Genomic DNA, 23,133 nt, shown 5'->3' on the forward strand with positions numbered 1-23,133 from the left:
TGTCCACCCGAAGGCGGGGGAGAGCAGCGCAAATACCGTCACGGCCCGACCGACGCCGGTGCTCCGGTCGATGTCCGCTCCGGTCGGGCTGTCACCCCTGAGACGATGGCGAGGTATCGGGCGACGACGACGCGATTGCGGCGTCGTCCGGCCCTCCGCCTCTGGAAACCCGGGGGTGGCGGCGGGGGACGCGCTGGTAGGTTCCCTGGCCGTGGCACGGGACGTGGGCGGCGGCATGGGAACGGGGTTCACCCGGCTGTGGGCGGCCAGCACCCTCTCGGCTCTGGGCAGCGGGCTGGCCACCGTGGCCGCGCCGTTGTTCGTCGCCTCGCGTACCGACGACCCGCTCGTGGTGGCCGCGGCGTCCGCCGTGGCCTGGCTGCCCTGGCTGCTCTTCGCCCTGCCCGGCGGGGTGCTGGCGGACCGGATGGACCGCCGCCGCCTGATGATCGTCATCGACCTGGTCCGGGTGGTCGCGCTGGCCGTCCTGGCCACGGCGATCATGACCGGCCGGGCCGGCGTCGCACTGCTGTACGTGGTGCTGTTCGTGATCAACACCGGCGAGATCGTGTTCCGCGCGGCCAGCCAGGCCATGCTGCCGACAGTGGTGCCCCGGCACCGACTGGAGCGCGCCAACGGCTGGCTCGGCGGCGGCGCCACACTCATGAACAGCATGCTCGCCGGCCCACTTGGCGGCTTCCTCTTCGCGCTCGCGGCGGGCAGCCCGTTCCTCGTCAACGCCGTCACGTACGCCCTCAGCGCGGTGCTGGTGGCGTTGATCGGCGGCGACTTCCGGGCCGCCGGCAGCGACCCGTCCGGACCCCGGACCCGCTCCATGCGCGGGGAGATCGTCGAGGGGCTGCGCTGGCTGGCCCACCAGCGGTTGCTGCGCACGATGGCCGTGCTGATCGGCCTGCTCAACGTGACCCTCACGGCGGCCCTCGCCGTGCTGGTGCTGCTGGCCGACGAGCGGCTGGGGCTCGGCTCCGTCGGCTACGGGCTGCTGTTCACCTGCATGGCCTGCGGCGGAGTGCTCGGCGCGCTGCTCGGCGACCGGATCGTCGCCTGGATCACCGCCACCTGGACGGTGCGGATCGGCCTGCTGATCGAGGCGGGACTGCACCTGGCGCTGGCCGCGTCCCGCAGCACCGTCGTGGTGGCGATCGCGCTCTTCGCCTTCGGCGTGCACGGCGGACTGTGGAACCTCGTGGCGAACTCGCTGCGCCAACGACTCACCCCACCGCATCTGCAGGGGCGCGTGGCCAGCACCACCATGTTCGTGGCGGCGGGCGGCAACTGCGTGGGCGCACTGCTCGGCGGGCTGCTGGCCGCCCGCTTCGGCATCACCGCCCCGTACTGGGTCGGGCTGGTCGTGGCGATCGGCGTCTCCGCCGCCACCTGGCGGGTCTTCAACCGCGACGCCGTGGCGCGCGCCTACGCCGACGAGCCCCCGGTCGAGCAGCGACCCGCCCCGGTGTCCTGAGGGACGCGACGCGCGGTCCGGCCCTTCGGTGTGGCAGCGTGGTGCGGTGACCGATTCCGCGCCGCTCGACGTCGATCTCGCGCTGCTCGGCGGCGGCGGCGCCGCGTCGCTGCTGCTCGCCGCGCTGGACCGCCACGGCGTCCGCGACCTGCGGATCGCCGTCGTCGACCCGGTGCGCCGTCGCGGCCAGGACCGCACCTGGGCGTTCTGGGGCCACCCGGCCGGCGACCTGGACCCGCTGCTCAGCGCGAGCTGGCGGCAGGTCGAGGTGGCGACGCCCGCGCGGCGCCGCGTCCTCGACCTGACCCCGCTGCGGTACGCCATGCTGCGCTCCGGCCCGGTCTACGACCGGGCTGCCGAGGCCGAGCGTCGGCTGGACGCCATCCGGATCGCCGCCCCGGCCGAGACGGTGACCGACGACGGCGCCCGGGTGGTCGTCCGCACCGGCGGTGGGCCCACCGTGCGGGCCGGCTGGGTGCTCGACTCCCGCCCCCGGCCACCGGTGCGAGCGGGGCGGACGACCTGGTTGCAGCACTTCCGCGGCTGGTGGCTGGAGGCCGACCGGCCGGCGTTCGACCCCGCGCGGGCGGTGCTCATGGACTTCCGCACCCCACAGCCGGCCCGGGGCGTCTCCTTCGGGTACGTGCTGCCGGTCAGCGACCGCTACGCCCTGGTCGAGTACACCGAGTTCTCGCCCGGCCTGCGCACCGACGCCGGGTACGACACGGCGCTGGCCGGCTACCGCGACCTGCTCGGGCTGGACCCGGCCGGGCTGCGCGTCCGCGAGGTGGAGAACGGGGTGATCCCGATGACCGACGCGCCGTTCCCGGCCCGGCCCTCGCCCCGCGTCGTACGCCTCGGCACGGCCGGCGGCGCGACCCGCCCCTCCACCGGCTTCACCTTCTCCGCCATGTACCGGCAGGCCGACCAGGTGGCCCGGGCGCTCGCCGCCGGTCGTCCGCCGGTGCCGGCGCCCGCGTACCCGGCCCGGCACCGCTGGATGGACGCGGTGGCGCTGCGCGCGCTGGACCGCGGCGGCGTCGGCGGCCCGGACTTCTTCGACCGGCTCTTCGACCGCAACCCGCCCGAGCGGGTCCTGCGCTTCCTCGACGGCGCCACCAGCCCGGCCGAGGAGATCGCGATCATGAACTCCACCCGACTGCTGCCGATGATCGCCGCCACGGCCGGCGACGCGGCGCACCGCGTCCGCGACCGGCTGCGGCCCGCCCGGCCCGTACCGGCCATCCCGGCCGCCGTGGTGGGCGGACCGCCGCGGCCCGTCGCCGACGCGGAAACCTGACCCGCGCCGGTCAGCGCCGGGCGGGCCGCCGCTGCCTGTCGCCGACTCGAAGCCCGACCGGGCCGGTCAGCGCCCGGCCGCCACCGCGTCGCGGATCAGCACCCGCAGGTCCTCCATCGGGTCACCGTCGCCGGCGCCGAGCAGCGTCTTCGTCGCCGCGACAGTCAACCCCAGCTCCGGGTACGCGTACGCGAGGCTGCCGCCGCTGCCGGCCGCGCCGAACGAACCGTCGGCGTCCACCGCGTACCCCAGACCCCAGGTCGCCTCCTGTCCGAACACCCACTCCGGACCCGCCCCGGCGGGCGTCGTGGCGGTGCGCAGCCGGGCCGGCGAGATCAGCTGGACGCCGTCCACCTCGCCGATCAGCGCGGCGAGCATCCGCGCCGCCGCGCGGGCGGTCATGGTGCCGGTGGCCGGCACCTCGGCGGCGAGGACGTCGGCCCGGCCGCCCACCTGGGCGCCCGGCCGGACGCCGGGCGGGGCGACCCGGTCGAAGTTCGGCAGGTTGGCGCTGGCGAAGTCGAACAGCGCGGCCATGTTGCGGTCCTCGACCCGGGCCAGCCGGTCCAGGTCGGCGGCCGGCACCGCGAGGTACAGCTCGTCGGCCACCCCGAGCGGCCCGGCCACGTCCTCGGCGAGCACCGCCGAGACGCGCCGGCCGGTCGCCCGGCGGACCACCTCGCCGACCAGCCAGCCGAAGGTCCACGCGTGGTACGCCTTCAGCTCGCCGGGTGGGGCGATCGGCTCGGCGTCGGCCACGATGGCGCACATCCGGTCCCAGTCGGTGAAGTCCTCCGGCGTCACGTCCGCCGGCAGGGCGGGCACGCCGGCGGTGTGGGTGAGCGCGTGCCGCAGGGTGACGGTGTCCTTGCCGTGCCGGGCGAACTCCGGCCACACCTCGGCGATCCGCTGGTCGTAGTCCACCTCGCCGCGCTCGGCCAGCACGTGCACCACGGTCGCGGTGAGGACCTTGCCGGTGGACACGCTCCAGATCGGCGTGTCGGCGGTCAACGCCCGGCCGGTGGCCCGGTCGGCGCTGCCGGCGTGCACCTCAAGGATCGGCTCGCCGTCGAGGTACGCGGCGACCTGCACCCCGGATTCCCGTCCGCCGGCGATCAGCTCGTCGACCGTCTTGCGTACGTCGGCCCGCAGGCCGTCCCAGTTCCCGTTCACGACGGTCGACTCTGACAGACCGGACCCCGACGGCGCGTCCGATTTTCGGCAGCCCCAACCGGACGGCGGCCGTTCAGTCGGTGAGCAGCCGTTCGCGCAGTCGGGCGGTCAGCGCTTCGTCCACGCCGAGCCGGTCGGTGGCGTAGCCGACCACCGACCCGTACGCGGCGCTCAGGTCGGCCAGGAAGTGCCGGATGATCGCCTCCGGGGCGCGCCCGTACCCCGGCCACACCAGCACGCGGTCCGGGTTGAGGGCCTGCCAGTCGGCGACCAGGCGTGCGGTGGCCAGTTCGGTGAGCGCGAAGTCGGCGGCGATCTGCTCCTCGTCCACTCCGAGCAGTGCCAGCAGCAGCGCGGCGAGCAGCCCGGTGCGGTCCTTGCCGGACGCGCAGTGGAAGACCAGCGGAGCGTCGGCGGCGACGATCACGTCGAGGGCCTCGCGCAGCTCGGCGACGCCGTCCTCGGCGACCTCGGCGTACCGGTCGGCCAGGTGGCGCCACGGGTCCACCGCCGGGTCGATGACCGCCTGGTCGTAGGGGCGGTGCTCGATGCTCAGGTTGTGCCAGGCCAGCCCGTCGATCTCCGGTGCCCGGCCGCGCGCGGCGATCTCCCACGGGTACCGCAGGTCGATCACCGTGCGGACGCCGAGGGCCTGGAAGCGGTCCAGGTCGGCGCCGGACAGCTTGCCGAGCGAATCCGATCGATAGAGCAGGCCCCAGCGCACCGAGCGTCCGTCGTCGGTGCGGTAACCACCGAGGTCGCGGAAGTTGTGCAGGCGGTCGAACGCGAGGTGCCGATCCATCCGGCCGACCCTAGTCGGTCCGGCCCGGCGTGGCTGGCCCCGACCGGGGAGTACGACGTCAGCGCCCGGTAGGTTGCCTGCCATGGTGGATGCGGCGGCCGGCAGGGGCGTACAGATCTGGACCGACGGGGCGTGCAGCGGCAACCCCGGGCCCGGCGGTTGGGGCGCCCTGCTGCGCTACGGCGACCACGAGCGGGAGCTGTGCGGCGGCGAGGCCACGCCGACGACCAACAACCGGATGGAGCTGATGGCGGCCATCCAGGCCCTGGAGAGCCTGAACCGGCCGGTGACCGTCGAGCTGCACACCGACAGCACCTACGTGCGCAACGGCATCACGAGCTGGCTGGCGTCGTGGAAGCGCAACGGCTGGCGGACCGCCGCGAAGCAGCCGGTCAAGAACGCCGACCTGTGGCAGCGGCTGGAGGCGGCCTGCGAGCGTCACGAGGTCACCTGGCTGTGGGTGAAGGGGCACAACGGTCACCCGGAGAACGAGCGCGCCGACGGTCTGGCCAACAAGGGCATGACCGAGGCACGGGCGGCGCTGGCGAGCCGCTAAGCCGGTCGTCCGCCCGGATCAGCGGGTCGCGTCGGGGTGTCCCGGCATGCTCGATCCGCCGCCGCTGCTGCCGGACGAGCCACCGGCGACACCGGAGTTGTCGCCCTCGGTCACGATGTCCGGCCGGTCGTCCGTGTCGGCCGGCGGCGGGACCTCGGTGTCCGCCTCGACCTGCACCAACGGCACCTGACCGGCCTGGTCCTCGCTGTGCTGCGGGTCGCCCGGCTGCTCACCTTGGCGATTTCGGTAGCCCACGCCGTGCCCTCCCGTCGATGCCGGTCCGCGTCGGCCGTGGCTACCCGCGCCGTCACCCACGAAACCTCGCCCGTCGGCAAGTCGCCGGTCCGCTGCGCGGGGCCGCCTCCGACGGGCCGCTCGACGGGCGCAGGGTCCGCCGGCCGGCCGCTCGACGGGCGCAGGGTCCGCCGGCCGGTGCCGCGTACCCCGGCTTGTCGTGCCGCTGTCAGCGGCGGCGGCCCCGGCGGGTCGGGGCGGCGGCCCGGGCCGGGTTGCGCACCGGCGTGAGCGCCAGCGCCGTCCAGTGCGCCGGCCGGGTCAGCGTCGCCGGCAGGCCGGTGCGGACGTCACCCCGGGCGGCGTCCAGTTGGGCCTGATGCAGGAACAGGGTGGCTCGCAGGTCCGCGCCGCGCAGATCGGCCCCACGCAGGTCGGCGCCCGTGACATCGGCCAGAGTCAGGTCGACGCCGCGCAGGTCGGCGCCGACCAGCAGCGCGCCGCGCAGGTTGGCCCGGCGCAGGTCCGTCCGGCGCAGATCCGTCCCGAGGAGCTGTGCGCCCCGCCGATCGATCCCGCCGGGGGAGCGGGCCGCGTCACTGGCGCGCGACAGCAGCGGGTTGACGCGGGCCCGGTGGGCGTCGACGTCGACGGCGCGCAGTCGCGTCGGATCGCTCTCGGTGAGCGCGGTGATCTCGGCGCGGGCGCGGTCCAGCTCGGCGCGCAGCGCGGCCGGTGGGCGCAGCGTCACCGCCTCGGTGAGGTACCAGAGCAGTTCGTGCAGCGGGCGCAGCACCGTGAACGCCTCGGCCATCGCGGGCAGCGTCTCCGGGGCGTCCCGCCAGTCCCGCCCACCGAAGGTGACCTGGGCGACCTGCTGCCCGGCGCCGAAGCAGTCGAAGACCGTGCAGCCGGCGAACCCCCGCTCCCGCAGCTCGGTGTGGATGCCGCAGCGGTGGTCCGGGCGCAGGTTCGGGCAGGCCCGTCCGGCCGGCTTGTCGATGGCGAAGTCGGCCGACGCGGCGAAGGCCGGAACCACGCAGCACAACCCGAAACAGCGCGCGCAGTCGGCGCGCAGCTGCGCCGACCGCGACGGCGGCGCGGAATGGGTCGACACGGGGAACGGTCCTCCTGGCGATCGAGGCGGTGACCCCATTGTCCCGCGCCGCGTCCCGACCCACCGGGCCGGGGGTCACCGTCCGTGTGCGTCGCCGGCCGCCGCGGAGCGGGGAGCGGGCGTACGCGAACCGTCCGGTGGCGGCACCAGCCGGCGGATCTCCCGCGGCCCGTCGCCGCCGCCGTACTTCTGGTCGAAGTGCCTGCGTACGGTGTCGGCCGGTGTGCGGTCCCCGTCGGCGGGCTCGGCCAGGGCGAACACCGCCGGGGCGCCGCCCGGCGCGCGCGGTGGCAGCACGGCCCGCACGGTCAGCGGTCCCCTCGCCTTGAACCCGCTGCAGTCGACGTAGTGCTGCCCCTCCACGCTCACGTAGGGCACCTGCATCTCGATCACGTCGGAGTCGTCGTGGCGCAGCATGACGGCGACCGACCAGTACCGCTCCAGGTTGACTGTCGCCTGCTCGTGCTCCCACAGCTCCTCGAAACGGGCGTGCACGAACCCGCCCCACGGGCTGTCCATGTCGACCTCGAGCTGGGGCACGTTGAACGACAGCTTCCCGATCGGGAAGAACGAGATCAGCGCCCGGCTGTCCCACTGGTAGAGCTGGATCGACGGGGACGCGTCGTAGAGCCGGACCTGCAACCGGTGCCGCAGTCGGGCGTCGAGCGTGTCCTGGAACAGCGCCAGGTGACGCAGGTTCGTACGGATCTGGCGCGGGACGTCCACCCGCTGCCGCTCCAACTCCTCCGAGCGCTGCTGCGCGGCAGTGCAGTCCGGGTCCAGCAGGAGCAACTGCACCTGCGCGCCGTTGGCGAGGGCCGCCCGCATCCCCCGCAGCGCCTCCTCGCGTTGCGTGTCCTCCAGCAGGATCGTCCAGGTGTCGAGGATCCGCACCCGGCGTCCGGAGCGGTGCAGCCGGGTCACGAAGGCGTGCTGGTCGAAGCTCAGGTGCTCCTGCACCCGTGCCCTGCGGGCCTCCTCGAACAGCGGATCGAAGATGACGTACGAGATGGCCGCGAGGACCACGCTGGAGCCGATGTTGAGCAGCAGGTCGCTGAGGAAGCCGCTGCTGCGCCACGCGGCCAGCAGCATCACCAGGGCGATCCCGAGCAGCGCCCCACCGACGCCGAAGGCGCGTCGTTGTCGGCCGCCACGGTCGCCCCGCCCCGCCCACTCGGGCATCCGGTCCCCTTCCGTCCTGGCCCACCGATCATCGAGATGCGGAGGATACGTGCCGGCTTTGCCGCTCGCTGTCCCGTTCGCGACCGCCGGGTTCGCCGACCGGACCGTCTCCACCGCTTCTAAGGTGACGGTAACGGGGCGGGGCGACTGCGGAGAGTAGGGGTCGATGGATGACGACGAACGCGAGAAGGCCCTGCTCGCCGCCCTGACCACCGAGCACTACGCCCTGCAGACGTCCCGCTCCGGCACGATCGCCGAGGCGACGGGCCGCGCCACGATCTTCCTGTCGGTGCTGTCGGCCTCCCTGATCGGGCTCGGCTTCGTCGCCGGCAACGACGCCGTGGTCCGGCCGTACCTGGGGGCGGTCCTGCCGACCCTGGTGATCATCGGCGTGTTGACGTTCCTGCGGCTGGTGGAGACCACCGTGGAGAACTCGCTGGACCTGCGGCGGATCCAGCGCATCCGCGCGTACTACCAGCACCGGTTCGCCAGCGAGCACGACTTCTTCGCCGACGCCGTGGTCGACGAGGGCAGCATGCGGACGGCCTGGACGCTCGTCGGCACCCAGCCGGGACGCTGGGAGTTCCTGCTCACCACCGCCGCGCTGGTGGGAGCGGTGAACGCGCTGCTGCTCGGGGTCGGCGTCGCCCTGGTCACGGACACCGTCGGTCTCGGTCGCGGGCTCGCGGTCCTGGTCGGAGCGCTGGTCGCCCTGGTGGCGTTCGCCGTGCAGTTCGCGTACATCGTCCGCACGTCGAACGGGCGACTGAGCTGACGATCCGTCAGACCCGTCGCCAGTCGTCGGTGGTCAGCGCGGCTGCCTGCGGGCCCATCAGCAGCATGCCGCCGTCGACGGGCCAGGACGCCCCGGTGACGTAGCCGGCGGCGGGGGAGGCCAGCAGCGCGACAACGGCCGCCACCTCGCGGGCGTCGCCGGGCCGCCCCACCGGCACGCCGGGCCGCTCCTGGGTGAACGGGTCGACGTCCTCCTGACCGGTCATCGGTGTGGCGATCTCGCCCGGAGCGACGGCGTTGACGGTGATCCCGTCGGCGGCCAACTCCTGGGCCATCACCCGGGTCAGCAGTCCCAGGCCACCCTTCGCGGCGCAGTACGCGGCGGAACCCACCCGGGGCGCGTGCTCGTGCACGCTGGTGATGCTGATGATCCGTCCGCCCGCGCCCGCGGCCCGCATCCGTCGCGCGGCCCGCTGCGCGCACAGGAAGGGCGCGTCGAGGTCCACGGCGAGCACCTCGCGCCACTGCTCCCAGCCGGTGTCGACGAACGGCGTCGAGGCGCCGGTGCCGGCGTTGTTGACCAGTACGCCGATGCCGCCGAGCCGGTCGGCCAACTCGTCGATCACCGCCGCGGCGTCCGGCAGGCGGGTGAAATCCGCCTCGGCGACCTCGCACCGCCGCCCGGTGGCGCGGACCTCGGTCGCAGTCCGCTCGGCGCCGTCGGGGTCGCCGTACCAGGTGATGCCGACGTCGAAGCCGGCCTCGGCCAGGGCGACCGCGCCGGCCTTGCCGATGCCGGAGTCCGCGCCGGTGACCACGGCGATCCTCGGATAGTTCTCGTATCGCTGGGGCATGTGGTGCGCAGTACCCCGACCCGTCGCGGCGTACCGTCGCCGGATGCGGATCACCCGATTCACACACTCCTGCGTCCGCGTCGAGCACGACGGTGGGGTGCTGGTCGTCGATCCGGGCACCTGGAGCGAGCCGCGGGCGCTCGTCGGCGCGGACGCCGTCCTGGTCACCCACGAACACACCGACCACGTGGACGTGCTGCGCCTGGCCGGGCTGGGCGTCCCGGTGTACGCCCCGGAGGGCGCCCGGCTGCCCGACCTCGCCCCGCTGCCGGTGACGCCTGTGCGAGCGGGACAGCGCTTCACCGCCGCCGGCATCACGGTCAGCGCGCACGGTGGCCGGCACGCCCTCATCCACGAGGGGCAGCCGGACTGCGCCAACCTCGGCTACCTGATCGGCGACGGGCTCTACCACCCGGGCGACTCGGTGCACGTGCCGGACGAGCCGGTGCGCACCCTGCTCGTTCCCGCCCAGGGGTCGTGGCTGCGCCTGGACGAGGCGATCCGCTTCGCCCGCGCCGTGGGCGCCGCCGCCACGTACCCCATCCACGACGCGCAGCTCAACGAGCGTGGCCTGGCCAGCGTCGCCGGCTGGTTCGCCGAGACCGTCCCCGGCTACCGCCACCTCACCCCCGGCGACACCGCCTGACCGGGCGTGCCGGCGGTCGCCGGCACGCCGGACTTCCTATCGTTCGGCGAGGGCGAGCGTCACGCCGAGCGCGACGAACGTGCCGGCGACGGACCGGCGCAGCCAGTCGATGACGCGGGGGCGAGTCAGCACCCGGTCCCGCAGGTGGGCGGCGAAGACGCCGTAGCCGCTGAACACCACGAAGGTGAGCAGCATGAACACCGCGCCGCAGGCGAGCATCGCCCGGGTCGAGCCCGGGGCGGTGGTGTCCACGAACTGCGGCAGGAACGCGACGAAGAACAGCGTCGGCTTCGGGTTGAGCAGGTTCACCAGCACACCGGAGACGATCACCCGGGCCGCCGAGCGGGGTGGGCGGTCGCTCGTCGCCGCGAAGGCGCTGCGGTCGCGGATCGTCGACCAGCCCAGGTAGAGCAGGTAGCCGACGCCCAGGTACCGGACGGCCTCGAACGCCGTGGCGCTGGTCTGCAACAGCGCCGCCAGCCCGGTCAGCGCCGCCAGCAGGTGCGGCACCACGCCCAGCGTGCAGGCGAACGCGGCAAGCACGCCGGCCCGGGCGCCCCGGGACAGTCCGGCGGAGAGGGTGAAGAACACCCCGGTGCCGGGGGTGATCACCACGATCAGGGCGGTGATCAGAAAGGGGATGCTCACTGTCGTCCTCCGGTGGAGTCGGGCGGGGCTGTCTCCGACCCACTCTGCTGCCAAGATGGTCCGGTGAGCAGGGCCAAACCGAATGACTCCGAGAGGTCCATAACGGCCGGGTCGGATTTCCTGCACCTCACCGTCGCCGACGCGCCCCCCGGAGGACGTGCCGACTGGCTCGCCGGCCGACTGCGCCAGGCGATCGCCGACGGGCGGGTGCCGATCGGCGCCCGGCTCCCCGCCACCCGGGTGCTCGCCGCCGACCTCGGCGTCTCCCGGGGCGTGGTCACCGAGGCGTACCAGCGGCTCACCGAGGAGGGGCACCTTACCGGCCGGGGCCGGGCCGGCACGGTGGTCGTCGGCGCCCCGGCGGCGCCGCCCACGCCGCCGCCCGCCCCGGCCGCGCCAGCGAAACCGGCCGCGCTCTTCCCGCCGACCCCCGGCAGCGACATCTTCGACGCGGTACGCGCGGCCCGCGCGACGATCGACCTGACCCCCGGCGTACCCGACCTGACCGCCTTTCCCCGCGCGGACTGGCTGCGGTCGGAGCGGACCGTGCTCCGCCGTCTCGCCGCGGCGGACCTCGGCTACGGCGACCCCTGCGGCGCGCCCGTGCTGCGCGGGGCCGTCGCCGCCTGGCTGGCCCGCAACCGGGGCATCACCGTCGACCCCGTCGACGTGATCATCGTGGCCGGGGTGTCGCAGGCTGTCGGGCTCCTCGCCCAGGCGCTCCGCCCGGTCGGCATCGACCGCATCGCGGTCGAGGAGCCGGGCTCCCTCGGCGTACGGCAGCATTTGAACAACTGGCAGGTCGTCACCCCGCCGGTAAGCGTGGACGACGCCGGGCTGCGCGTCGACGAACTGGTCGCCAGCGGCCTGCCCGCGGTGTTGCTCACGCCCGCGCACCAGTTCCCGACCGGCGTGGTGCTCGACGGTGACCGCCGCCGCCAACTCGTCGACTGGGCACGGGCCGGCGGTCTGATCATCGAGGACGACTACGACGCCGAGCACCGCTACGACCGGCCCCCGGTGCCCGCGCTGCGGGGCCTGCTGCCCGAGCAGGTGTGCTACGCCGGAAGCGTGTCCAAACTGCTCGCCCCGGCACTGCGGGTCGGCTGGCTGCTCGTGCCGTCGCGACTGCGAGCGGCGGTGGTGGCCGCCAAACGCAACGCCGACCTGGGCAACGCGGCGCTGCCGCAGCTGGTCCTGGCGGAGCTGATGACCTCCGGCGCGCTGGAGCGGCACCTGCGGCTGCTGCGCCGCCGGCACACCCGCCGCCGGGACGCGATGGTCGCCGCCCTGGCCCGGCACCTGCCGACCGCCACGGTGCACGGCGCTGCGGCCGGGCTGCACCTGACGATCACCCTGGACGACCCCACCGTGGCGGACACGGAGGTGGCGGCGGCGACACTGGCACGCGGGGTGAAGGTGCAGCCCCTGTCCTGGCACTGCCAGCGGCCGCACCGGCCCGGCCTGGTGCTCGGCTACGCGGCCCGGACGGCAACGGAGATCGACGAGGGCGTCGCCGCCATCGCCGCCGTGCTGCGGCCGGGCGGTCGGCCGGCGCGCTCAGCCCAGGAAGAGCTGGACGAGCACCAGCACGGCCAGCAGCGCCGGCCCGCGTGAGCCCTGGCGCAGCAGGTCGACCGGGATCATCCCGAACGGCGTGTTGACGGTCGCGCCGCCGTAGTTGATCGGCGGGCGGGTGCCGGCGCGCCAGGCGGCGGCCACCACGCCGACCGCAAGCGTGGGCGCCAGCCAGGTCGGTCCGGCGTCGAGGGTCGGCAGGCTCGGCAGGGTCAGCAGCCACCACAGGGCCGCGCCGACCGCCGGCACCACCACGTGGATCCCGCGCAGCGCCGCGTCGCTGCCACCGAGGGCCCGGCGCAGCCCGGGTGACCGGCTGACCGCGCGCAGGCCGCCGGTGAGCCGGTCGGTGGCGAAGTAGGCGAACACGACCTGCGTCGCGCCGGCGAGCCCCGGCAGGGCGAGCGCGGCAGCGTACTGGACGCCGATCAGCCCGGCCCAGATCAGCAGGGCGCTGGGGTGGCGGCGCAGCCGGCGTACGTCGGCCTGCAGCAGCGCCCACCACGCCGGGCCGGGCAGGAAGCGGCGACTGCGGACCCGGCCGATGCGCCGCCACCGCCGGCTCTCCACCAGGCTGGTGAGCATGCTCGGGTCGAGCAGGATCGTGGCCGTCGCGGCGGCGTTGGCGAACTGTGCGCCGGTGGTCAGCGTGGCCCGGTCCACCCGGGGCAGCGCCCGCACGGCGAGGACCGTGCCGAGGACCGCGAGGGGCACCCCGACGGCGACAAGCGCGCCGGTCGGCAGCGCCGCCGGCCGGGGCGGCGCGTCACCGAGGCGACCGGCGATCACCACCACTGTCGCGACGACGGCGGCCGCCACCATCGGCGCCGCCCCGACCACAGTCGGCCAGCGGCGGCCCGACCGGCTGCTCTGGGCGACGACGCTCAGGGCGAGCGCGGCGGCGCCCCACCCGGCGCCGGCCGCCGCGGCCCAGCCCACGGCGCCCAGGTCGGTGACGCCGCTCAGCACGGCCACGGCCACCGCGAGCAGCGCCGTGCCGGCCGCCGCGCCGGCCAGCAGGACGCCCAGGCGCGGCGTCAGCCAGGCCCGCCTGTCGACCGGGGCGCTTGTCACCCAGCTCTGGGTGGCCGGGGTGACGAGCAGCGGGCCGAGCGCGCGCAGACCCCGCCAGGCGAGCCCGGCGCCGGCCAGCAGCGCGGCCACCGCAAGCCACCAGCGCACCCCCGGGTCGGCCCGGCCGACGGTGGGGGAGACCAGCACATCCCGGCTGGCGCTGACCGCGAACCAGCCGTACATGCCCACGAAGAGCACGACGACGTACGCGTCGCCCAGCACGTCGCCGAGGGAGTGGTCGTGGTGGCGGCGGCGGGCCCGGCGCAGGTGGGTGCGCACCTGCCGGGCGGTGGGCAGCCCGGGGGGCGCCTCGGCGATGGTGGCCGGCGCGGCGCTCACCGGCCGATCTCGATCCGCTCGTCGACCACCGCGTCGATCAGCTCCGGGTCGTGCGAGGCCAGCAGCACGGCGGTGCCGGCGTCCCGTTCCCGGCGCAGCCGGTCGGCCAGCCACTGCCGGCCGCGGACGTCCAACCGCTGCTCGGGCTCGTCCAGGATCAGCACCCGTCGGGGGCGTACGAAGCACGACGCCAGCGCCAGACGGCGGCGCTGCCCACTGGACAGGGTCACCGGCAGTTGGTCGCGGGCCGGTTCCAGACCCAGCTCGGCGAGCACCTCCTCGACCGGCTCGGCGTCGCCCCCGTGGGCGTACGCGACAAGCTCCAGGTGCTCGACCACCGACAGGTCGGGGAAGAAGTCGATGTCGTCCAGGGCGGCCGCGACAAGCGCCCGCACCTGCGGATCGGTCTCGTCGGCCCGGCGGCCCTGCACCAGCACCTCACCGGCGTCCGGACGGTCGGCGCCGACCACACACCGCAGCAGGGTGGTCTTGCCGCTGCCGTTGGGGCCCAGCACCACCGCGATCCGGCCCGCCGCCAGCGTGAAGCTCACGTCGTCGAGCACGACCAGGTTGCCGAAGTTGCGGCTGAGTCCCCGCACCGAGAGAGCGTCCACGGTCACACACTCTCCCAGACCCGCGCCACCGGCCAACGTGAGCGATGGACATCACGCCGGCCCGGCGGGGCCCACCGCTCAGGGGCCGGTCGGCGGCGGGTTGGCGTCGCGCTCCAGGCGGTCGTCCGCGGCGGCCAGCGCCCGGTCGTCGTCGACCTCCTCGGCCACCGTCGCCGCGTCCGCCCAGAGCCGCCGCGCCTCGGCCCCGTCGCCCAGGGCGGCGGCGGCGTCGCCCAGGTACAGCAGGGTGCGGCCCAGCCCCGCCGTGGGCCGGGTCTCGGCCCGCAGCCGCCGGCTCTCGGCCAGCAGCTCGTACGCCGCCCGCGCCTGCCCCGGCGTGCTGGTCAGCAGCGTCGCGCCGGCGTTGAGCAGCGCCGCGGCGCGGCTGGTCGGGTCGTTCACCGACTCGTACTCGCGCAGGGCGGCCCGCCACGCCTGCGCCGCGTCCAGGTGCTCGCCGAGGGTCGCGTGCACCAGCACCAGGTTGGTCAGCGCCGCCGCGTAGCCGCGCGCGTCGCCCACCGAGCGGAACGTGTTCGCCGCCCGCACCAGGTGGTGGTGCGCGGTGTCCAGCTCACCCCGGGCCAGTTGCGCGGCACCCAGGCCCAGGTCGGTGAGGGCGTGCCCGGCGCGGTCCGCGGACGAGCGGTGCCGGCGGGACAGCTCCAGGTGCTCCACCGCGTCGTCGAGCTGCCCGAGGTCGAGCAGGGCCAGGCCGAGGTTCATCCGCGCCTGGGCGGTGCCGCGTCGCCCGCGTTCGGCCACCGCGAGGGTGAGGGCAGCCGCCGCGCCCTGCGGGTCGTGCCGACGCCGGCGCAGCACGCCGAGCTCGTTGTGCGCCCACCCGGCGATCTCCGGCCGGTCGTCGGCGGTCGGGGTGGCCAGGACCGTGCGGCAGACCTGCTCCCACTCGTCGAGCCGCTCGACGTGCGCGAGCCACCCGCACAGCGCCACGGCCAGCCGGAACCACCACCGGCGGACCCGCCGGGGCAGCGTCTCGGCCGCTCCGGCCGGCACCCGGACCACCGCCAGCAGCAGCTCCTGGTGCAGGTCGAACCAGCCGTACGGGTCGTCGTCGAGCGGCAGCGACCATTCCCGGTCCGGTGGGGAGCCGAGCACGGCCAGGTTGGCCGCGTGTCGTTCGGCCCGGCGGGCCAGGTGCCGGGTCAGCCGGGCCTGCGCGGCGACCCGGGAGCGGGCCGGCTCGGCGTCGCGCAGGTGCAGCCGGGCGTTCGCGGCGAGCAGCGGGCGGACCTCGTACCTGTCGCCGGGCGCCCCGATGACGAACGCGGCGGCGGCCAACTGGTCGAGGAGCGCGCTCACCCGCTCGGGGTGGCGGCGGGCCAGCGCGGCGATGGTCGGCCGGTCCACCGGGGCCGGGGCCAGCGACATCAGTCGGTACAACCGGCGGGCCTCGCGGGTCAGCGCCCGGTACGCGGTGTCCCGCTCGGTGACGAGCTGGGCCGCCGGCGAGACGGCGACGCGCTGGTGCGGCGGGGTGCGCACCGCACGGCGCAGGGCGTCCAGTACGTCGGAGTGGCGCCACCCGTGCTGGGCGGTGCGGTAGCCGAGCGCCCGCACGGTGCGGGGCTGTCGCCCGCACAGGTCGACGATCTCGCGTACCGCCGGGTCGGTGCGCGGGTCGGCGCGGCGGATCCGGGCCGCGGGCGCGGCCCCACCGGCCGCCGCGAACAGCTCGACCGCCTCGTCCGGGCCGGGCTCGGCGAGCCAGTGCTCCACGACCCCGTTGAGACCGCTGAGCGCGGGGCCGCCGGCCAGCAGCAGTCGGCAGGTGCGGGCGGTCGGCGGCAGCAGCGCGCGGACCTGCTCGGGACGGTCGACGTTGTCCAGCACCAGCAGGATCTTGCGACCGTCGAGCTTGCGGCGCAGCGCGGCGGCGGCGGCCGCGAGGGCGTCCGGGCGGCCCGACGTCGGTGGCGCGGTGCCCAGGACACCCGCCAGCGCGGTGAGCACCTGCCGCGCGGAGCGGGGACGGCCACCGCGGCGCAGGTCGAAGTGGTACTGCCCGTCCGGGAACTCGTCCCGGAGCAGGTTCGCCGCCTGGACGGCGCAGGCGGACGTGCCCACCGCCCGCCGGCCCAGCACCGCCACCGCGTGCTCGCGGGCGAGCAGGTCGAGCACCGCCTGGACGTGCTCCTCGCGGCCCGCGAACCCGGCCGTGTACGGCAGGGTGGGCACGTCGGCCGGCGGTGCGGTGACGACGTCGGTGGGCTCCGGGCCGGGCTCCCGGGCGGCACGACGTCGACGCAGCTCGAACACCACGAAACCCACGCCGCCGAGGACCGCCACCACGATGCTGGCCGGGCCGAGCACGCTTGCCGCGACCTCGGACAGCAGGTTGCTGGCCAGGTTGCCGAACACCCCGCTGAGCAGCGTGCCGATCGTCACGAGCACCGGCCAGCGCGGCGTCCGGCCGTTACCGGTGGGGCCGGTCACCGGACGCCCCCGGAGACCAGCCCGGCGACGAGCTGCCGTCGGGCGAGCACCATCAGCACCACCGGAAGCACCGAGGCGAGCACCGACCCGGCGGCCAGGACGCCACTGTTGGAGACGAAGCCGCGGCTCTGCCCGGCCAGGAACAGCCCGACCGGGGTGGCCTCCGGCCCGCTGAACAGCAGGCCCACCGCCAGGTCGTTCCAGACCTGGACGAACTCCAGCACGGAGACGGCGACCACGGCCGGCAGGTTGTGCCGGGCCAGCCGGTGCAGGGTGCCCCACCAGCGCCGACCGCCCAGCCGGGCGCCCCGTACCTGCTCGGCCGGCAGGTCGGCGAACGCGTTGCGCAGCACCAGCACCGCGAACGGCACCCCCAGCGCCACGTGCACCAGCGCCAGTCCGCGGGCCGTGCCGGAGGAGAGCACCACGCCGAGCACCTCGTTGACCGGCCCGGCGATCACCTGCACCGGGACGACGGTGGCGGCCATCAGCAGCAGCCCGGTCGCCTGCGCGGCCGGCCCGGTCAGCCACGCCAGCGGATACGCGGCCAGCAGCGCGACCACCAGCACCGTGGCGGTGACGACTGTCGCCAACAGCAGGGTGAAGCCCAGCGCCCGCCACAGCTCGTCACCGCCGAGCAGTGCCGCATAGGAGCCCGTCCCGGGCGGGGCCGACCACCAGCCGCGTGCGGCGGCGTCCACCTGTCCGTGCGCGGAGGTTGCCACGAGCACGACGAGCGGGATCAGCCAGACCACCGCGCCGCCCGCGGCGAGCAGCCGGAACAGTCGTCGCGGCGGCGTCGTCGGTGCGGGCCCGGGTGTCGCCTCGACGCGGGGCGGCGGCCACGCCTGGCGGACGAAGAACGCCGCCACCAGCATCCCGGCGACCACCGCCACCAGCCAGACGACGCCGAGCGCGGCGCCCTGCCCGGTGGTGGTGCCGCCCGAGGTCTGCCAGACCCGCAGCGCGAGCACCGCCGCGTCGTCGCGGACCGACCCGGGCGTCATGACGAGGATCAGGTCGAAGGTACGGCTGGTGCCGAGCGCCACAAGCGCGAAGACCACCGCGACGGTCCGCAGCAGCAGCGGTCGCCACTGCGCGTCCCACAGGACGTGTCGTCGACCGCCGCCGTAGGCGCGGACCGCGTCGGCCAGGCTCGGCGGCAGACGGTCCAGCGCGGCCCGGAAGACCAGCACGGCCAGACCGACCCACGCCCAGACGAACGCCGACATCAGCGCCACCGTGACCAGGCCCGGCCCGAGCAGCTGCGGCGCGTCGTCGGCCGAGCGGCCGGTCAGTCGTGCGGCGAGCAGGGTGGCCAGGCCCCGGGTCGGGTCGGGGTCGTACATGAGGCGGAAGGTGACGCCGGTGACGACAAGCGGCAACGCCACCGGCACCAGCAGGATCAGGCGGACCAGCCCGCCCTCCTCGGAGCGGCGGGACGCCACGGCGAACAGGTAGCCCAGCGCCGTCACCACCGCCGGCACCAGGACCGCCCACAGCACCGTGCGGCCGACCACCGCGCCGGTGCCGGGCGCGGCGAGCGCGGCGCGGAAGTGCTCCGCGCCGACCCAGCGGCCGTCGCTGGTGACGCTGGCGTGCAGCGTGCGCAGCACCGGCCACAGCACGAGCGCGCCGAGCAGCAGCGCCGCCGGCAGCAGCAGCGCGGACGTCGCCCCGGCCGCCGGGTAGGCACGGCCGCGCCGGGGCGGGCCCACGTCGTCGAGCACCGTCAGCTCGCCGAGCACCTTGACCTCGTTCATCGACCACCGCCCGCGTCGCGGGCCGCCGCCGCGAGCTGCCCGGTGGCCCGGCGAACCGCCTCAGCGGCGGAGACACCGTCGGTGACGTCGGCGAAGAAGTCCTGCATGATCCGCCAGATGCCCACCCCGTCGGAGCCGGTGAACGCGCCGGGCAGCTGGTCGGAGAGGTCGAAGTGCAGGGTGTCGGGGCCGCGCATCTCGCGGGCCAGTTGGCGACGGACCGGGTCGGCGTAGTCGGTGAGCGCAATTGTGGTGTTCGGCGACAGGTAGCCGCCGGCGCGCAACCAGGGCCGGAACGAGTCGGCCCTGGTCAGCCACTCGACCAGCTCCACCCCACCCCGGGCGTCGGCGAACACCACCGCCACGTCCCCGCCCACGATCAACGCGCCGCCGCCCGTGCCGGCGCTCGGGAACCGGAAGGTGACCGGCTCCTCCGGGCCGCGCCGGAACCGGCCGACCACCTCGGCGGTGAAGTCGGCCTCGAAGACCATCACCGCCCGTCGGGAGCGCACCACCTGGATCACCGACTCCTCGTACTGGGTGAGCAGCGCGCGCCGGCCGCCGCCGGGGAAGGCGCCGTCGATGCTCCACAGCTCGGCGAGCCGGTCCAGGGTGTCGCGCACCGGCCGGCCCTGCCAGTCGGCGTCCGGCCCGGCGAGGGCGTCGTAGGCGGTCGGCGCGAGGTCGGCAAGCACGTTCTCGAACCAGTCGGTGAGCACCCATCCGTCGGCCGCGCCGATCGCCAGCGGTGCCGGGCCGCCGTCGCGCCGGGCGAGCGCTCCGAGGCGGCGGGTCAACGAGACCAGCTCGTCCCAGCTGGTCGGCTGCTCGGGCAGCATCGAGGGCAGGTGCCAGACCAGGGACTTGTGCGCGGCCTTCACCCAGACGCCGTAGCGCTGCCCGCCGGCCAGCAGCAGGTCGCTGAGCCCGATGGGCACCGCGTACTCCGTCGAGGGGCGCACCGGGCGCAGCCAGCCCCGCGCGGCGTACTCCGTCACCAGGCCGGGACGCGACAGGATCGCCACGTCCGGCGAGGTGCCCGCGAGGTGCCGGGCGCGCAGGAACGCGTCGATGTCGTTGCCGGCGCTGACCACGCGCACCGGGTCGGGATAGGTGGCCACGACCTCGCGGAAGCGGTCCAGCTCGCTGCCGCTCCACACCACCGCCACCTGCACCGAGGGGCCGCCGCCGGCACACCCGGCCGCGGTCGCCGCAGCGCCGGCCGCGGCGGCGCGCAGCAGCGTACGCCGGCTGAGCCGGCCGGCCGGCGTCACCGCAGCGCCTCGTCGGGCTCGGTGACCAGCTCGTGGTGGCGGGGGATCTCGGCGAGCGTGGCCGGGTCGGCGGTGCAGACGAGCACTGCCACTCCGGGCGCGTCCGGCGGCGCCAGTCGGGGCAGCAGGTCACCGAGGCGACTGCCGCCGGACGGGTCGACGGGCAGGTCGACCACGAGCACCTCGGGCAGGCAGACCGCCGCCCGGGCCAGCGCCACCCGGAACCGTTGGGCGTCGGAGAGCAGGTGTGGCAGCAGAGCCAGCGTCGGCGCCAGCTCCAGCCGGTCCACCACCGTCGCCGTCCAGTCGTCGGCCACCTCGTGCACCCGCTCGCGTTTACGCTGGCCGTACTCGATGTTGCGGCGCACGGTGAGCTGCGGCAGCAGCGCGCCGCCGGCGGGCACGTAGCCGATCTGCCGACGCGGGGGCGCGAGTGTCGTGACGTCCCGGTCGCCGACCATGATCCGCCCGGTGACCGGTGCCGCGAGCCCAGCGAGGACCCGCGCCACGGCCGTGCCGACCCGGGGCGGTGCGACCAGGGCGACAGTCGCACCGGACGGGACGTCGAGGGTCACCGGCCCGGTGCCGGGGACGGCGACCAGTGCGCGTAGTCGTAACGTGACCCTCACCTCCGGTGACCGCTGATGCCCGTCCCAGGGTGGCACACCCTGCCGACAGTGGATGTCCCGCCGACCTTCCACTCTGGAAGGTGGCGGCTACCGGGTCGACGGGCCGTCGGGGGCGTGCAGCGCGGGCGGGCCGCCGGGGGCGTAGAGCGCGGCCAGCCCGGCGGCGGTGGCGGCCAGCCGCTCGCGGAGCGCGACCGGGGTCAGCACCTCCACGTCGGCGCCGAGGCGCAGCAGATCGCCGTGGGCGTGGGTGAGCGACTCGATCGGCAGCACGGCGGTCACCCAGCCGCGCGCATCGGGAGGCCCGGCGCTGGCGTCCACCGCGGACACCACCGGGTCACTGCCGATCTCGCGCAGCCGCTCCCGGCCGGCGGGGGACAGCCGTACGGTGGCCTCGTCGCGGTGCAGCCGGGCCCGGAACCGCACCACGTGCTCCCGCCACCAGGCCGGCAGGTCGAAGTCGGCCGGTCGGTCGAACTCCTCGGCCAGTGGGGTCAGCGCGAGGATCTGGTTGACCCGGTAGGTCGCCGGCTCGGCCCGGCCGGGTCGCGTGGCCACCACGTACCACCTGCCGCCCTTGAGCACCAGGCCGTACGGCTCCAGCACCCGGGTCACCTCGCCGCGCCAGCCGCGGTAGCGCACCTCGACGCGCTGCTGCCGCCAGACGGCCTCGGCGGTGCGGGCCAGCTCGGGGGAGGCGTCGCCGTCGGCGTACCAACCGGGTGTGTCCAGGTGGAAGCGTTGCGACAGCTGGGTCGCCCGGTCGCGCAGCGGCTCGGGGAGCGCGGCGTGCAGCTTGCGTTGCAGCGCGGCCACCACGTCGCCGTCGCCCAGCTCGTCGGCGGGACCGGGCAGCCCGGCCAGGAAGAGGCGATCGGCCTCGTCGGCGGTCAGGCCGGTCAGCCGGGTCCGCCAGCCGTCGACGAGCTGGTAGCCGCCGGCGTGCCCGGCCTCCCCGTAGAGCGGGATGCCCGCGGCGTGCAGCGACTCCACGTCCCGGTAGATGGTGCGCGGGGAGACCGACAGCCGTTCGGCGAGCTGCGCGGCGGTCAGCCGGCCGTGCGACTGCAGGAGCAGCAGGACGGAGAGAAGTCGACTGGCCCGCACTTCACTGACACTAGCTGTCAGGGGAGTGGTCCTACCGTCCCGGCATGGCATTTCGCGACAAGGATCTACGAACGCCGGGACCGGTCACCGTGGACGGCTGGCAGCTCAAGCGCTACCACATCGACCAGCCGGAGGGGCCTATCGAACCGGAGGTGGAGAAGGCCGCGTACGACCAGGTGCCCCTACTGTTGGTCGACATCATCGACGACGGCACCCCGGCCGCCGGGTGGGTGGTGCTGCACCGGGGCGCGGACACCGGCGCCTACCTGCTGGCGTACACCTGGGTGTGGGACAACGCGGTGGAGGTTCGTGTCGCCGCGGCCGGGCAGCCGGCGCTGGACTGCCCGGACGACGATCCGACCCACTTCGTCGAGGTACGTCGGCCCGCCGTCGGCTGCGTGTGGGAGCTGGCGGTGCTGGAACACGAACGGGCGGCCTGGGTCCGGCACATGCTGGCGCCGGAGGCTCCCGACCTGACCAGTTATCTGTGTGACACGCGAGCGGAAGGGCCGGTGGGCCGCTGATGGGCGACTTCGACTTCTACGTGGGCACCTGGAACGTGGTCAACCGGCGGCTGCGCGAGCGGTTGACCGGCTGCGACGAGTGGGACGAGTTTCCCGCGGTGTCGGTCGCGCACAGCTTCTTCGGCGGCGGCGGCAACTTCGACGAGATCACCTTTCCGACCAAGGGTTTCTCCGGCGCCACGATCAGGATCTTCGACCCGGCGCGCGAACAGTGGTCGATCTACTGGATGAACAGCGGTCGCGGCGAGGTGGAGCAGCCGCCGATGGTGGGGCGTTTCGTGGACGGGGTGGGCCGCTTCTACGCCGACGACAAGCACGAGGGGCGCCCGGTGCGGTGCCGGTTCATCTGGTCGGGCATCACCGCGACCACCGCCCGTTGGGAGCAGGCGTTCTCGGTCGACGGCGAACGCACCTGGGAGACCAACTGGATCATGGAGTCCACCCGAGCGTCCACCGGCTAATCTCCGAGCCATGCGGAGATGGCGGCGGATCAGCCCCTGGGGCGCGGCGCAGGCGGTCACCGGGTTCATGGCGCTGGTCGGGTCGACGATGACCGTCACCGTGCTGGTCGCCGCCAGCCGCGGACTCGCCGAGGGCAGGATCGACGCAGCGGCGGCCCTCGGTCTGACCGGCGCGTTGCTGTTCCTCGGGCTGTGGCTGACCGGCGTTCTCCGGATGTACCTGGCCGGAATCTACGTCAACGACGAGGGCGTACGGCTGCGGCACGTCTTTCGCACGCGGACGTTCCCGTGGTCCGAGGTGACCGGGTTCGAGGCCCGGCCCGCGCTGTTCCTCGGCGGGCCCACCGTGCGGGACGCCTGCTGGGTCCGCACGACCGGGGGTGCGTTCGAGTCGGCGGTGCAGCGCCGTTCCCGGGACATGGGCTGGCGCAAGAACAACGGCCCGGTGCTCTCCGCCGACGACTTCGACCGGATGCTCGCCCGGCTCGACGCCGAGCGGGCCTCCCGCCGCCACGGCCAGCTCGGCGGGGCGGTGGTCTCGCGCTAGGTGCCGGGTGTCCGGGGCGGTGTTAGTGTCCGTCCA

At 75.0% G+C, this 23,133-nt stretch carries 23 protein-coding genes; 9 read left to right on the forward strand and 14 right to left on the reverse strand.

Annotated elements, in window-relative coordinates:
* The first annotated feature begins 211 nt into the window (after positions 1-211).
* Both MILUP08_RS16000 and MILUP08_RS16005 read left to right on the forward strand, forming a co-directional pair.
* Positions 212-1,483, forward strand: a complete 1,272-nt coding sequence (locus tag MILUP08_RS16000; RefSeq protein WP_237747085.1) for an MFS transporter — start codon at positions 212-214, stop codon at positions 1,481-1,483.
* 28 nt (positions 1,484-1,511) lie between these two features.
* Positions 1,512-2,783, forward strand: a complete 1,272-nt coding sequence (locus MILUP08_RS16005; protein WP_007459440.1) for a lycopene cyclase family protein — start codon at positions 1,512-1,514, stop codon at positions 2,781-2,783.
* Positions 2,784-2,849: 66 nt separating this feature from the next.
* Here MILUP08_RS16005 and MILUP08_RS16010 read toward each other — a convergent pair whose 3' ends face one another.
* Together MILUP08_RS16010 and MILUP08_RS16015 are read right to left on the reverse strand one after the other, a co-directional pair.
* The gene (locus MILUP08_RS16010) at positions 2,850-3,956 is read right to left on the reverse strand and encodes an EstA family serine hydrolase (protein WP_007459442.1); all 1,107 of its coding nucleotides are present in this window, start codon (positions 3,954-3,956) and stop codon (positions 2,850-2,852) included.
* 73 nt (positions 3,957-4,029) lie between these two features.
* On the reverse strand, positions 4,030-4,758 hold the full coding sequence (locus tag MILUP08_RS16015; RefSeq protein WP_007459444.1) for a tyrosine-protein phosphatase: 729 nt from the start codon (positions 4,756-4,758) through the stop codon (positions 4,030-4,032).
* Between the two features lie 82 nt (positions 4,759-4,840).
* Between MILUP08_RS16015 and rnhA the strand changes: the two genes are divergently transcribed.
* Entirely contained in the window at positions 4,841-5,314 is a 474-nt protein-coding gene (rnhA, locus tag MILUP08_RS16020; protein ID WP_007459445.1) for a ribonuclease HI, read from the forward strand.
* A gap of 18 nt (positions 5,315-5,332) precedes the next feature.
* On the opposite strand, the gene MILUP08_RS16025 is transcribed toward rnhA, so the two are convergent.
* From MILUP08_RS16025 to MILUP08_RS16035, 3 genes are all read right to left on the reverse strand, one after another.
* Positions 5,333-5,569: a hypothetical protein gene (locus MILUP08_RS16025; RefSeq protein WP_007459447.1), complete on the reverse strand. Its 237-nt coding sequence runs from the start codon at positions 5,567-5,569 to the stop codon at positions 5,333-5,335.
* A gap of 208 nt (positions 5,570-5,777) precedes the next feature.
* Entirely contained in the window at positions 5,778-6,665 is an 888-nt protein-coding gene (locus tag MILUP08_RS16030) for a pentapeptide repeat-containing protein (RefSeq protein ID WP_007459449.1), read from the reverse strand.
* A 75-nt stretch (positions 6,666-6,740) separates the two neighbouring features.
* Positions 6,741-7,847 (reverse strand): DUF5919 domain-containing protein, encoded by a 1,107-nt coding sequence (locus MILUP08_RS16035; protein ID WP_007459451.1) that lies wholly within the window; start codon positions 7,845-7,847, stop codon positions 6,741-6,743.
* A gap of 166 nt (positions 7,848-8,013) precedes the next feature.
* Here MILUP08_RS16035 and MILUP08_RS16040 point away from each other — a divergent pair, with 166 nt between their 5' ends.
* Positions 8,014-8,622 (forward strand): hypothetical protein, encoded by a 609-nt coding sequence (locus tag MILUP08_RS16040; protein ID WP_007459453.1) that lies wholly within the window; start codon positions 8,014-8,016, stop codon positions 8,620-8,622.
* A 7-nt stretch (positions 8,623-8,629) separates the two neighbouring features.
* Here the strand turns inward: MILUP08_RS16040 and MILUP08_RS16045 are convergent, their stop codons facing one another.
* The gene (locus MILUP08_RS16045; RefSeq protein ID WP_007459455.1) at positions 8,630-9,436 is read right to left on the reverse strand and encodes an SDR family oxidoreductase; all 807 of its coding nucleotides are present in this window, start codon (positions 9,434-9,436) and stop codon (positions 8,630-8,632) included.
* A 43-nt stretch (positions 9,437-9,479) separates the two neighbouring features.
* Here MILUP08_RS16045 and MILUP08_RS16050 point away from each other — a divergent pair, with 43 nt between their 5' ends.
* Entirely contained in the window at positions 9,480-10,082 is a 603-nt protein-coding gene (locus MILUP08_RS16050; RefSeq protein WP_007459457.1) for an MBL fold metallo-hydrolase, read from the forward strand.
* 36 nt (positions 10,083-10,118) lie between these two features.
* On the opposite strand, the gene MILUP08_RS16055 is transcribed toward MILUP08_RS16050, so the two are convergent.
* Complete coding sequence (locus MILUP08_RS16055; RefSeq protein ID WP_007459464.1) at positions 10,119-10,730, reverse strand: LysE family translocator; 612 nt, start codon at positions 10,728-10,730, stop codon at positions 10,119-10,121.
* Between the two features lie 63 nt (positions 10,731-10,793).
* Here MILUP08_RS16055 and pdxR point away from each other — a divergent pair, with 63 nt between their 5' ends.
* Entirely contained in the window at positions 10,794-12,347 is a 1,554-nt protein-coding gene (pdxR, locus tag MILUP08_RS16060) for a MocR-like pyridoxine biosynthesis transcription factor PdxR (RefSeq protein ID WP_007459465.1), read from the forward strand.
* Here pdxR and MILUP08_RS16065 read toward each other — a convergent pair.
* From MILUP08_RS16065 to MILUP08_RS16095, 7 genes are all read right to left on the reverse strand, one after another.
* On the reverse strand, positions 12,291-13,721 hold the full coding sequence (locus tag MILUP08_RS16065; protein ID WP_007459466.1) for a DUF6297 family protein: 1,431 nt from the start codon (positions 13,719-13,721) through the stop codon (positions 12,291-12,293). The two genes, pdxR and MILUP08_RS16065, sit on opposite strands and share 57 nt — an antisense overlap.
* The gene (locus MILUP08_RS16070; protein WP_007459467.1) at positions 13,718-14,341 is read right to left on the reverse strand and encodes an ABC transporter ATP-binding protein; all 624 of its coding nucleotides are present in this window, start codon (positions 14,339-14,341) and stop codon (positions 13,718-13,720) included. The genes MILUP08_RS16065 and MILUP08_RS16070 overlap by 4 nt, the downstream gene beginning before the upstream one ends.
* Positions 14,342-14,413: 72 nt before the next feature.
* Positions 14,414-16,792 carry a tetratricopeptide repeat protein gene (locus MILUP08_RS16075; protein ID WP_007459468.1) on the reverse strand — a complete coding sequence of 793 codons (2,379 nt, stop codon included), beginning with the start codon at positions 16,790-16,792 and terminating at the stop codon, positions 14,414-14,416.
* The gene (locus MILUP08_RS16080; protein WP_007459469.1) at positions 16,789-18,555 is read right to left on the reverse strand and encodes an ABC transporter permease; all 1,767 of its coding nucleotides are present in this window, start codon (positions 18,553-18,555) and stop codon (positions 16,789-16,791) included. The genes MILUP08_RS16075 and MILUP08_RS16080 overlap by 4 nt, the downstream gene beginning before the upstream one ends.
* The gene (locus MILUP08_RS16085; protein ID WP_007459470.1) at positions 18,552-19,829 is read right to left on the reverse strand and encodes a type 2 periplasmic-binding domain-containing protein; all 1,278 of its coding nucleotides are present in this window, start codon (positions 19,827-19,829) and stop codon (positions 18,552-18,554) included. Before MILUP08_RS16085 ends, MILUP08_RS16080 begins: the two co-directional genes overlap by 4 nt.
* Positions 19,826-20,458 (reverse strand): ATP-binding cassette domain-containing protein, encoded by a 633-nt coding sequence (locus MILUP08_RS16090; protein ID WP_007459471.1) that lies wholly within the window; start codon positions 20,456-20,458, stop codon positions 19,826-19,828. Before MILUP08_RS16090 ends, MILUP08_RS16085 begins: the two co-directional genes overlap by 4 nt.
* An 87-nt stretch (positions 20,459-20,545) precedes the next feature.
* Positions 20,546-21,565, reverse strand: a complete 1,020-nt coding sequence (locus MILUP08_RS16095) for a helix-turn-helix transcriptional regulator (RefSeq protein ID WP_039906094.1) — start codon at positions 21,563-21,565, stop codon at positions 20,546-20,548.
* A 44-nt stretch (positions 21,566-21,609) separates the two neighbouring features.
* Between MILUP08_RS16095 and MILUP08_RS16100 the strand changes: the two genes are divergently transcribed.
* From MILUP08_RS16100 to MILUP08_RS16110, 3 genes are read left to right on the forward strand one after another with little or no spacing between them, the layout of a single operon-like run.
* On the forward strand, positions 21,610-22,089 hold the full coding sequence (locus MILUP08_RS16100) for a hypothetical protein (protein WP_007459473.1): 480 nt from the start codon (positions 21,610-21,612) through the stop codon (positions 22,087-22,089).
* Complete coding sequence (locus MILUP08_RS16105; protein WP_007459474.1) at positions 22,089-22,550, forward strand: hypothetical protein; 462 nt, start codon at positions 22,089-22,091, stop codon at positions 22,548-22,550. The genes MILUP08_RS16100 and MILUP08_RS16105 overlap by 1 nt, the downstream gene beginning before the upstream one ends.
* A gap of 10 nt (positions 22,551-22,560) precedes the next feature.
* The gene (locus MILUP08_RS16110) at positions 22,561-23,097 is read left to right on the forward strand and encodes a PH domain-containing protein (protein WP_007459475.1); all 537 of its coding nucleotides are present in this window, start codon (positions 22,561-22,563) and stop codon (positions 23,095-23,097) included.
* Positions 23,098-23,133 lie beyond the last annotated feature (36 nt).

The sequence above is a fragment of the Micromonospora lupini str. Lupac 08 genome (genome assembly GCF_000297395.2).
Taxonomy (GTDB): Bacteria; Actinomycetota; Actinomycetes; order Mycobacteriales; family Micromonosporaceae; genus Micromonospora; species Micromonospora lupini.